Below are 10,866 nucleotides of genomic sequence, written 5' to 3'. Positions count from 1 at the left end.
CCGTCTGAAACTTTTCAGACGGCCTTGTGTTTTAAGTTTTGAATTATTTTTTACGGAACACCAAGTCCCAAACGCCATGACCCAATCGCTTGCCTCGGGCTTCAAACTTGGTTTCAGGACGATAATCAGGCGTAGGGACGTAATCGGCAGCCGTGTTTTGCAAAGAGTCGAAACTGCTCAAAACCTCCAGCATTTGCACGGCGTATTCTTCCCAATCGGTCGCCATATGGACATAGCCGCCGCTTTTGAGTTTGGGCAGCAGCTTTTCAACAAACGGCACTTGTACCAAGCGGCGTTTGTTGTGGCGTTTTTTGTGCCAAGGGTCGGGGAAGAAAATATGAATACCGTCTAAAGAATCGTCTTCCAGCATTTTTTCCACCACTTCCACCGCATCATGACGCATCACGCGGATATTGGAAATGTGTTCTTCCTCAATCAGCTTCAAGATATTACCGACGCCCGGGCCGTGAACATCAATCGCTAAAAAGTCGGTATCAGGCAGACGTTTGGCGATTTCCACCGTTGCGACGCCCATACCGAAACCGATTTCCAAAACTTTAGGGTTGTCCCGTCCAAAAGTGCGGTTCAAATCCAAAGGGGCTTCTTGGAAGTCCACACCGAATTGCGGCCACATCGTATCGATGGCGCGCTGTTGGGCCGCGGTCATATGGCCTTGGCGCAAAACGAAACTGCGGATGCTGCGTTTGTGTTCTTCAGGAACGGTATTTTCGGGCGTATTTTCTGGAATGTTTTCGGACATATCGTTTTAAATCAGTGAAAAATCAAATAAAAAGGCCGTCTGAAAAATCAGACAACCCTGCTTACAAATCGGCGTGATTATAGCGAATAAACGCTTTATCTGAAACCTTTCTACAACAAGGTTTCAGGTTCAGACGGCCTTTTTAAGACAATTCCGGTTGCGGTACTTTGTGTTGCACCGCATAAACCGCAGCTTGAACGCGGCTGCTTAGATTCAGCTTGCGCAACAGGTTCTGCACATGCACTTTGACGGTAGACTCAGCCAAGTTCAAATGGCGGGCAATGATTTTATTGCTGTGTCCGGCGGCAAGGTAGCCCAAGATTTCCATTTCGCGCGGGGTCAGCTGCGCCAGCAGGTGGTCGGAGCGGGAAGGAGAAGGGGAAATCAGCGATTGCACCAAGCGGCTGGTCATTTCTGGAGAGAAGACATTGTCTCCGTCAACGGCCTTGCGGATGCTTTCCAAGAGGAAGTCGGCGTTGATGTTTTTCAGCAAAAAGCCTTTTGCACCCATACGCATACATTCTGTCAAGTCGTCGCTGTCTTCGGAAACAGTCAGCATGATGACGGTCAGTTGCGGATTGATGCTCAAAATTTGAGCCAGTGCTTCGCGGCCGTTCATGACCGGCATATCCAAGTCCAGCAAAACTACGTCAGGCTTGAGCTGTTCGACCATTTTTACGCCGGCCAGGCCGTCTGAAGCTTCGCCGACGACTTCAAAATCGGGCTGGCGCGAAAGCAAGGCCTTGATACCGCTGCGAAACAGGGTGTGGTCGTCAATAAGGGTAATTTTAATCGTCATGATGCTGTTCTCATTTGTTGCGGCAAAGTCAGCATCACTGCCGTACCTTGCCCAATCTGCGATGTAATGGCCAATTCTGCGTTAATCCGTTGGGCCCGTTCCTGCATAATGCCCAAGCCGACATGTTCGCCTGAAGGCCGGTTTGATAAGTGTTCTTGATTAAAGCCTGCGCCGTCGTCCTGAATCTTCATGACAAAATCGCCATGGTTGGCAATTTCGACGCTGACATGCTGCGCACGCGCGTGTTTCCGGATGTTGGACAGACTTTCTTGCAAGATGAAGATGATTTGCAAGTGTTCATCATAATTCAATGCCTGGCCGTCGTCCTGCCATTTTGAATCAACCGGGATACCGGTTTGCCGTTCAAAACGCGCCAGCAGCGATTCTACCGCTTCAGGAAAATCTTTATTACTGATTTTGGTGCGGAAATTCATCAGCAGCTCGCGGACGTCTTCATAGCATTCCTGCACGCCGTCTTTAATGAAGCTGATGTTTTCTTCAGCCTGCTCGCGTTGGTTTGAAGCAAACGCGCTTTCCAACATTTGCACCTGCAAATTCAAAAAGGTCAGGGCTTGTGCAATGCTGTCATGCAAACCTTGTGCAATCAAGTTGCGTTCCTGCAAGACGGCAAGCAGGCGGCGTTCTTGTTCCATGCGGTTGTTGGCGATGGAAATCCCCAGCTGCCCGCTTAAAGTCTGCAACAATTTTTCATCTTGCTCATTGGGCATCTGGCCGTCTGAAAAATACAGGGCCAATACGCCGAGCTGTTCGTCTTGGTAAACGATTGGGAATTCTACACGATTTCCCTCTTCGGTTTTACCGACACTTGCCGCCAAGTCAGAGCGTTTGCGTTCTTCATCGGAAAGATATACCGTACCACCCAAGGCGGAAAACGCCGGAAGAATCTGAGCCAAAAATTCTTCTGCGGCCTGTTGCGGCGTAAAGGTTTGGTGCAGGTTGCGCGTAGTCTGGTAGAGCAGGGTTAAATCACGGTTTTGCCGGGCCAAGTCTTGAGTTTGTTGGGCGACCTGTCCTTCCAAATCCGTATAAAGCGTTTTCAGACGGCGGCTCATTTGGTTGAAGCCCTTGCTGACTTGGGCGAATTCACGAATTTGGTCTGTATCGATTTGAACCCCGAAACGGCCTTCGCTGATGGTTTCCACCCCGTCGCGCAGTTTTTCCAGCGGCCGGATGATCCACGAATAATGCCAAACAATCATCAAGCCGGCAGCCACTAAAATCATCAGCATCATCGCCATTTGAAAACGGCGCAGCCACAAAGTATTTTGCTCGTTGGCGTTTTCCATCGCCTGTAAAAACAGCTCGATATTGCCGGCAAAACGGTACAGGCCGATTTGGGTCGGCCGCTCGTAATGTTGCAAAGAAGGCTTGATGTTGGATTCCCAATCGATCAACAGCATCGATTGGATCAAATCGTAAGCCAGTGGCATTTGTGACGGAATCAGCGGATGAATGGCATCGCTTTGCGTTACATTGGCCAGCGTACGTTCAAATTCTTTGATTTGGTTGTCAATTTGCGCATTGGGCGTACGGACGCTTGCCATATAAGCCAAGCGGTACACCTGCATTTTCAAGCTGCCCGCATCTTCAATCGTTTTGGCCGCGCTTTCCAAACGCCAAGAAAGCAGCAGGGTAAAGGCAATCGATAAAAAAGCTGAGCCGACCCATAACACAGTCAGCAGTTTTAAACGCGAGGACAGACTCAGGCCGTCTGAAGATCCGGAGAATAAACGCATAAAGCACGCAGGAAGACTAATCCGATAATCTTATAAAAATATCATTCTTTCGGCCTATAAACAACCTGTCTAAAATAATTGTATGGTTATGATAAGAAAAAACAGGGGTTTAATGTAAAATCATGTTATGATAAAATTCATCTTAAGTGAATTAAATCACAAAACCAGGTTTCAGACGGCCTGAAGCCTTAAAACTTATTCCATAAATCCAACATCGCGAATAACACTTACACACTCTGCTTTGCAAAGGACTACCAAAATGAAAATTTTTGCACTGATATTGGCCGGCGGGCAGGGAAGCCGGATGGGAGGTGTCGATAAAGGGTTGGTGCAGTGGCACAACAAAGCCTTGATAGACCACGTTATCGAAAAAATCCGCCCGCAAGTCAGCCATATCGCCATCAGTGCCAACCGCAATCTCGAATCCTACGCCCAACGCAGCGCGCATGTTTTCTCCGATGCGCGCCAATGGCAACATTACGGCCCTTTGGCCGCCTTGTGTACCGCCGCCAACGATTTGCAAATTGCTACTGCAGACTGGCTGCTTATCATCTCCTGCGATATGCCCCGCCTGCCTGAAAACTTGGTTTCCCAGTTTGAGACCATCGCCAAACGCACGCCGTTGTGCAATGCATTTTACGTTGAAACCCCGTCCAGACCGCATTACAGCGTGATGTTTATCCGTCCGCAAATCCTACAAAGTACCGTGCCATACCTTTATTCAGGAATGCGCAGCATACGCGGCTGGTTGCAGCAGCAACGCGCACGGGTCGTTCCTTTCCCTCATGAGCAGGATTTTATCAGCTACAACACGGAAAACGATTTGGCTCAGCCTTTGTAGTTGGGTAGGTAAGGGGACTAATATTTAGATAGGAATGCGCCATTTGATGATGCTTAAAAATCTTTTAATTTTAATAGGTAATAACTATCTTGTAATCAGTCCCCTTAGAAATTATTCAATCCGTGTATTCAGAAGAATGATACGTTTCTCGTTGCAATAAATTTTGGCTTTTCCCTATTGGCTGTTTCTTTTAGGTCATTTAGTCTGCCTAAGTCCAAATTATCTACGAACAAATCCTCGTAAAACAGTTAACCGAAAAAATCCACGGGATATTCTGATTTTACGTTGCATGGCTTAAGATGTTCAGACGGCCATACTTTCAAAATAAAGGCTAAAACGGCATAATAGCAGCCCCTCTTTTTTAGAATTGCCTGGTTTAGGAGAGTCAAATGAATATTTTATTATTAGACGGCGGTAAAAATTTCGGACATTCGCATGGTGAGTTGAACCATACGCTTCATAAAAAAGCGAAAGAAGTGTTGACCGCGCTTGGACACAATGTTCAAGAAACCGTGATTGATGCCGGCTATGATGTCGAGGCAGAAATCGAAAAATTCTTATGGATGGATGTCGTGATTTGGCAAATGCCAGGCTGGTGGATGCACGAACCTTGGACAGTAAAAAAATACATAGACGAAGTATTAACCGCCGGACACGGTAAGCTTTACCATAGTGATGGTCGTCATCGTGTCAATCCAACCGAAGGCTACGGCACTGGCGGTTTGTTACAAGGCAAAAAACACATGCTTTCACTTACTTGGAATGCGCCGATTGAGGCGTTCACTCGTGAAGGCGATTTCTTCGAAGGAAAAGGCGTGGATGTGTTATACATGCATTTCCACAAACTCAATGAATTCATCGGATTGACCCGTCTGCCGACATTCTTATGTAACGATGTGATTAAAAATCCACAAGTAGAACAATACTTGGCAGACTACCAAGCCCACTTGGAAAAAGTATTCGGTTAATTGCAAAATATGGGTTTTGAAGGTGGGCATTTGCCCACCTTTTTTCATTTTTTGTTTATGCTTACTGTGTGTCTAAAGACAAGCAAGCTTGCACGAAACGGCATAGTATTTTTGCCGATGTGCCAAACTCCTAAATGGAAACTTATAACATACCTTTATTGATGCTAGAACCTGTCAATAGCAACGTCTGAATAGGCCGTCTGAACAACAGACGGCCTTTCTTTCTTGATTTTAAGGTTAAACAGTTATCAGCCGATTTATAGGCAGTCGGCAAAGTTTTCAGCCGCCAAAGGTTTTCTGCTCAATAAAGCTGCAAAATCAGAATAATCGGCGCATGAACCTTGCTTGAGCAGGGCAAAGCTGTCGCGGCTGATGATGCCGTTGCTGAGAAGGTTTGCCAACGGCAATGCTGGGTCAATCAGGCGCAGGGGAACGGGTAGGATGTGTTGCGGCAGTTTGTGGTGCAGGGTTTGGCGGAGGGTGGTCAGGTATTCCGCCAAGGTCAGGGTTTGGCTGCCGGTCATATTGATGATGCTGTGGTCGGTGTCGGTTTGGGTGGCAAGTTTTGCCAAGCCTTCGGCAACATCGGCAAGATGGACGGGCTGCAAATGAAAGCGTCCGCCTTCCGGCAGTGGAAGTAAAGGGAGGCGGGCTAATTTGATGAACAGTTCGCAGCTGGTTCCCCCTCGCCCGTAAACGACGGATGGTCGGGCTATGGCAATCGGTATGCCGCTTTGGGCGACGGCATCATCTCCACGTCCTTTGCTGCCGACAAAGTTGATGGATTGAGATGGGTCGGCACCCAGTGCGGATAGTTGCACCCAGTGTTTTATGCCTGCTGCTCTCGCCCATGCGGCGAGCTGTTTGGGCGTGCGGTGGTGTACGGTTTCGAGTATTTCGGCATGACGGCTCATGATGCCGATGCAGTTGATGAGGACGTCTTGCCCCTCTAATAAACGGCGTGCGGCGGTTTCGTCGGGATGAAGAAAATCGAAGGCGCGGCGGTCGGGCGTGCAAACTTGATGACCTTGTTCTTTTAAGATTTGGGCGGTACGGCTGCCGATGAAGCCGCTGCCTCCGAAAATGATGATGTTCATGGTTTTTTCTTTATATTGTTGAGGCCGTCTGAAAATCTTTAAATCGGTTTCATTACCATCAGGAAGTAAATCACGATAGTGGCGCAAAAGGCGGGATAGCCCAGCAATTCCCAGCGTCTGGCATAACGCCAATAGGGATCAGGAATGGTGTCTGCGTTTTCTTTATGCGCTTTTTCGGCAATCTTGGCCATGTGGATTTGCAGCCAGACAACGGGCAGCCAGCAAATGCCTGCAAGAATGTATAAACCGAGTGTCATCCATACCCAATTTTGTTCCAGCATGGTGGAAATGGTATAGCCGCGTTCGTAAAGCATCCATAAACCGGACAAGGGTTGGAAAATAACGGCAGGTGTCGTAAACCACCAATCTGCTTTGATGACCCAATGCGAGACCACCGACTGCGCGGCAACCGAACCGCTGCGGTTTGCCCAAAAGAGGTAAAACGCTGTACCAAAACCGGTGCCGACCATTAGGGTAGCCGAGATGATGTGCAAGGTTTTAACGATTAAATAGGTGTTCATTTTTTATCTCCTACGGATTGATACAGAAAAAATAAAGTAGCCATAATCGGCAGGTTTTTTACCAAGGGTGCAAACGGATGCGCCCACATTTCAGGCAGCCTGAAGGCAATAATCAGGCTGTATGCCGCGACGGTTATCAATTGCAGCAGCCATATTGCGGAACGGAAGCGAAAGCGGCTGAAGCATAAAAAGGCAAAACCGATGTCCAACAGTGAAGCGGCGATTAATGTCGGCCATTGCAACGGATCGGGAATGCCGACCGAACGCAGTAAACCCAATGACATTTCAGGCATGAAAAACAGAGGCTGGGTACCACTTCAAAGCCATAGCAGCCCCATCGAGTAAGACAAGTAGGCGGGAGGAGGGCGTTTAATATTGTCGAGCATACCGAGTTCCTATTTCATCAGTTAAGCCTGTTTAATCTTTAATTTCTAAAATTTCTGTCAAGAGAGAAATTATAGGGTAAAAAATTTTGGTTTTACATGCCCATGTAAAACTAACATGAGCATGTTTTCATATTTCTAAATAACATAGGCAGTATTTTTTTGAGCAGATGCCCATTGCCATTACCGGAAAAATTTTTGTATTCCTGCACCGACTTTCAAGATTTTTACCATGGTTGAAGTGGACAGCTTCAGCATTTCATTTGCCCATATGGTCAGCGTACTGATGAAATCATGGGTTTGTCGGATTCGTTGCTTGGCGGTTTCATTTTCCTGGCTAAATTCAGGGCTGTCGATCAGGCTTTGCAAAAATTGCCGCGTCGGTTCAATTTCGCGCTGCATACGCACTTCAGCAATGGTGCGGAATAAAGTCCAGACATCATCCGAAGTTTCAAAGTGATCGCGTCTGTCTCCCAAGATATGCACGGTATGCACCAGTCTCAGATTTTGCAGCTCTTTAATACTGTTGCTGACGTTGGAGCGCGCCACGCCAAGAGTTTCGGTAATTTCCTCGGCATTCATCGGCCTGCCCAAGATATAGAGCAGGGCGTGAATTTGCGCAACGGTACGGTTGACCCCCCATTTGGTACCCATTTCGCCCCAATGGAGGATAAATTTTTCAGTGGTCGGATTCAGTTTCATAGTAATGGTATTCTATTTTTATCTTTTATTTCTGTCAATACAGAAATAAAGAAATTTTAGCATATGAAGTAAAATGTTCAGACGGCCTTTTGAATCAACCCTTCTTCTATATATTCTCTCAAAATCTCTAGACCTTATCAGCCATGATTTCCTATGAGGAAAAGATATTGTTCGTAAACCGGTATTTTTTGAATAAAAATTTATCCGTACAATCCGCTGTATCAAATAACGAGGAGTAAACCATGAAAAAAATGCCTGTATTGTTTGTTGGGCATGGCAGCCCGATGAATGCGTTAGATAAAGAAAACCCGTTCAATCAGAATTTCAGCCTAATTACGCAAAAGTTTGCCAAACCAAAAGCCATTTTGATGATTTCAGCGCATTGGTTCAGCAGCCGTTTGCAGGTTACGTCTGGTGAACATCCTAAAATGATTTACGATTTCTATGGTTTTCCTGAAGAGCTCAGCCAAGTGCAATATCCTGCGCCCGGCTCGCCTGAATTGGCGGAGCAAGTGCGGTCGTTATTACAGCCGGAAAAGGTCGAGTTGAACCCAACGCGTGGCTTTGATCATGGCGCTTGGGCAGTATTGAAATTTCTTTATCCCAATGCCGATATTCCTTTGGTGCAACTTAGCCTTCACCGTTTGCAATCGGCAGAATGGCATTTCAACTTGGCGAAAAAGTTAGCTGCTTTACGAGAACAAGGCGTGCTGATTATCGGCAGTGGCAATATTGTGCATAATCTAAGGGCGATAAGCTGGGAACATATCGATCAAATCGGTGCGGGGTATGAATGGGCGTTTGCATTCCAAGAAACGGTCAATCAAGCGATTGCAACACGAGATGATGAAACCTTGGTGCATTATCAGCAGCTAGGCGAAAAAGCCGAGCTTTCCGTGCCAACACCGGATCATTACTTGCCCTTGCTTTACATCATGGCATTGCGCGAACCGCAAGATCAGGTTACGTTTTTCAACGACAAGCTGATTGCAGGTTCACTCAGCATGACATCGGTTTTGGTAGGGTAAAAAGGGAAAAATCAGAACAAAGCAAACTATTCTTTATTTGTTCGAGCCACTTTGCAGATGGTGCCAAATTGTTTCAGACGGCATTTTATATCTACATAAAAGCCTTAATATCGACAAAGATCAGATTAAGCCTGTAAGTTTTGAATGTAAATAATTTAGCAAAATAGGGAGTAGGTTTGAAGGTAACTTGTAAAATCTTTTTGTAAGAGAAAAGGCCGTCTGAATATCAGACGGCCTTTTTTTAATGAGCAAAATTACTTGATGATTGAATCAATAAAATCATCAAAACCAGAACGATCCTGAGCAGGGCATTTTTTTAGGAAATTGCGCCGTGCGGTAATCGTATCGTGTCCATGTTTATGCTTGATAGAGTGGAACTTTTTCAAAGCAGATTGACATTCAGACGGCTGAGATGCCGGATTGACCAAGCACATAAGCGCCTCGCAAGCCAAACGCTCGTCTCCGCCCATCTGCGGAGGATTAAGAGGATTGGCAGCCATAGAGGTAACTGAAGAAAAGCCCATTACCAAGGCAGTCATTGTTGAAATGAATTTCATAATTTACTCTGATATTAAATGGAATTCGAAAGTAAGGTAACAAAATCTCAGATGATCTTTAGCATCATTACTGTGGGAGAGAACAACCTTCGGGCATAATAATTTCACAATCATCCAATCCGCCCTTTTTGCAGTTTTGCAAAGCTATTTGCTCAGCTGTTCCTGGATGGCCTGCACCGGTAACTACAACGAATTTATTTTTAATTTTTCCTACTGCTGATGCAACACAACCATTCTGTACCCATACAATTACTTTGCATGGGGTATTCTTGCTTCCACGTTGACAACGCTGAATTGCAGCCTGTTGAGCTTCAGCCTTAGAATTATGATTCAGAGACCCCGCAATATGACCAACCTTTGAACTATATGCTAAAGCGCCAAATTTTGGGGGTCTATGAACATAAATGTGTTCAATTGTTTGTTGTGACTGCTTATGTGCCTGAGAACAATTAGGATTGTAACCATATTGGCATAGCGTTGGATCATTTTGTAATGCACCTTTGGTTACATCATATGTAGGATTTGTTGCCAAAGCTGTATTTACCAATCCTATTGCAAATATAAAATATAAGTATTTCATCAGTAAGATCCTTTGTCCGATTTTGTTTTGCCTATTGAGGTTCTTGAGTCTGACTAGCACCAAATTTAGACTGACCAATAGGTTTAACAGTATTAGAACCAAAGCCTTGGTTAGCGTTTCCATATCCTCCTGTAGTATAACTCGATATAGGTTGCTGATACTGATCCTGGTAATAATTCATAGGCTTATCAATATTTGAAATTTGTTGTCTACTTGCTCCGCCATCCAAATGTGGCGGAACTTCTTGGCGATTTCCATTGCCAATGACTGAGTAGGCGCTGAAACCAGCCATCATGCCGTTAAACCAGGCACCTGCCATAGGCGGTACTGTGATCAGCAGGGTAGAGAGCATCAGACCCAGGCCCAGCTGCTGGGTCACGGTCTGCATAATACCGCCGACATTTCCGCCGGTCAGTGCCGCGGCAATATTGGATACGGCATCGGTAATGGCGATATTGCCTACCAGATCCATAGAGATTTCCGCCATGACGCCAAGCATCACGCTGGAAAAGATGGTTGCCAGTCCATAGTATAGCCATTTTTGAAACAGGGGTGCTGTTTTTTTGAACAGAAGGCATAAAATAAAGATGGGGCGCAAAGCCGATAAAGAGAGTCATGCGATGAAAACTTCTTTGTAAAAGAAAAGGCCGTCTGAATATCAGACAGCCTTTATTTAATGAGCAAAAATTACTTGATGATTGAATCAATAAAATCATCAAAACCAGAACGATCCTGAGCAGGGCATTTTTTTAGGAAATTGCGCCGTGCGGTAATCGTATCGTGTCCATGTTTATGCTTGATAGAGTGGAATTTTCTTAAAGCAGATTGGCACTCAGATGGTTGAGATGCCGGATTGACCAAGCACATAAGCGC

The 10,866-nt window shown here is 45.9% G+C and carries 13 protein-coding genes and 1 pseudogene; 3 read left to right on the top strand and 11 right to left on the bottom strand.

The annotated features are described in order from the left end of the window. Positions 1-43: 43 nt before the first annotated feature. From trmB to HMPREF2711_RS07755, 3 genes are all read right to left on the bottom strand, one after another. Positions 44-760, bottom strand: a complete 717-nt coding sequence (gene trmB, locus HMPREF2711_RS07765) for a tRNA (guanosine(46)-N7)-methyltransferase TrmB (protein ID WP_003746787.1) — start codon at positions 758-760, stop codon at positions 44-46. Positions 761-902: 142 nt separating this feature from the next. Then, positions 903-1,559, bottom strand: coding sequence for a response regulator (locus HMPREF2711_RS07760; protein WP_003746785.1), 657 nt, complete (start codon positions 1,557-1,559; stop codon positions 903-905). Further along, positions 1,556-3,316: a histidine kinase gene (locus tag HMPREF2711_RS07755; RefSeq protein ID WP_003746783.1), complete on the bottom strand. Its 1,761-nt coding sequence runs from the start codon at positions 3,314-3,316 to the stop codon at positions 1,556-1,558. Before HMPREF2711_RS07755 ends, HMPREF2711_RS07760 begins: the two co-directional genes overlap by 4 nt. A 259-nt stretch (positions 3,317-3,575) precedes the next feature. Here HMPREF2711_RS07755 and mobA point away from each other — a divergent pair, with 259 nt between their 5' ends. Together mobA and HMPREF2711_RS07745 are read left to right on the top strand one after the other, a co-directional pair. Continuing rightward, positions 3,576-4,157 (top strand): molybdenum cofactor guanylyltransferase MobA, encoded by a 582-nt coding sequence (mobA, locus tag HMPREF2711_RS07750; protein ID WP_003746781.1) that lies wholly within the window; start codon positions 3,576-3,578, stop codon positions 4,155-4,157. 389 nt (positions 4,158-4,546) lie between these two features. Continuing rightward, the gene (locus tag HMPREF2711_RS07745) at positions 4,547-5,125 is read left to right on the top strand and encodes an NAD(P)H-dependent oxidoreductase (RefSeq protein ID WP_003746777.1); all 579 of its coding nucleotides are present in this window, start codon (positions 4,547-4,549) and stop codon (positions 5,123-5,125) included. Positions 5,126-5,382: 257 nt separating this feature from the next. Here HMPREF2711_RS07745 and HMPREF2711_RS07740 read toward each other — a convergent pair whose 3' ends face one another. The 4 genes and pseudogenes from HMPREF2711_RS07740 to HMPREF2711_RS07725 form a co-directional block, all read right to left on the bottom strand. Next, positions 5,383-6,222, bottom strand: coding sequence for an NAD-dependent epimerase/dehydratase family protein (locus HMPREF2711_RS07740; protein ID WP_003746775.1), 840 nt, complete (start codon positions 6,220-6,222; stop codon positions 5,383-5,385). Between the two features lie 38 nt (positions 6,223-6,260). Next, a complete protein-coding gene (locus tag HMPREF2711_RS07735; protein WP_003746773.1) occupies positions 6,261-6,743 on the bottom strand; it encodes a DUF2269 family protein in 483 nt (160 codons plus the stop codon). Beyond that, positions 6,740-7,129, bottom strand: a pseudogene (locus tag HMPREF2711_RS07730) (DoxX-like family protein). Before HMPREF2711_RS07730 ends, HMPREF2711_RS07735 begins: the two are co-directional and overlap by 4 nt. A 180-nt stretch (positions 7,130-7,309) precedes the next feature. Beyond that, positions 7,310-7,828, bottom strand: a complete 519-nt coding sequence (locus HMPREF2711_RS07725) for a GbsR/MarR family transcriptional regulator (RefSeq protein WP_003746770.1) — start codon at positions 7,826-7,828, stop codon at positions 7,310-7,312. Positions 7,829-8,070: 242 nt separating this feature from the next. Between HMPREF2711_RS07725 and ygiD the strand changes: the two genes are divergently transcribed. Continuing rightward, on the top strand, positions 8,071-8,856 hold the full coding sequence (ygiD, locus tag HMPREF2711_RS07720; protein WP_003746768.1) for a 4,5-DOPA-extradiol-dioxygenase: 786 nt from the start codon (positions 8,071-8,073) through the stop codon (positions 8,854-8,856). A gap of 254 nt (positions 8,857-9,110) precedes the next feature. Here the strand turns inward: ygiD and HMPREF2711_RS07715 are convergent, their stop codons facing one another. The 4 genes from HMPREF2711_RS07715 to HMPREF2711_RS10885 form a co-directional block, all read right to left on the bottom strand. Continuing rightward, entirely contained in the window at positions 9,111-9,413 is a 303-nt protein-coding gene (locus HMPREF2711_RS07715) for a TrbM/KikA/MpfK family conjugal transfer protein (RefSeq protein ID WP_003746766.1), read from the bottom strand. Between the two features lie 67 nt (positions 9,414-9,480). Next, positions 9,481-9,993 (bottom strand): DUF4189 domain-containing protein, encoded by a 513-nt coding sequence (locus HMPREF2711_RS07710; protein ID WP_036493664.1) that lies wholly within the window; start codon positions 9,991-9,993, stop codon positions 9,481-9,483. A gap of 31 nt (positions 9,994-10,024) precedes the next feature. After that, entirely contained in the window at positions 10,025-10,591 is a 567-nt protein-coding gene (locus HMPREF2711_RS07705) for a type IV secretion system protein (RefSeq protein ID WP_003746764.1), read from the bottom strand. Positions 10,592-10,680: 89 nt separating this feature from the next. Next, positions 10,681-10,866: TrbM/KikA/MpfK family conjugal transfer protein (locus HMPREF2711_RS10885; protein ID WP_083301556.1), on the bottom strand; the 186-nt coding region annotated here is incomplete at its 5' end.

Origin of the sequence: Neisseria sp. HMSC070A01 (genome assembly GCF_001810165.1) — a bacterium.
Lineage (GTDB): Bacteria > Pseudomonadota > Gammaproteobacteria > Burkholderiales > Neisseriaceae > Neisseria.
Note: the sequence above shows the minus strand (reverse complement) of the source record. Positions and strands in the feature narration are given on the sequence as shown.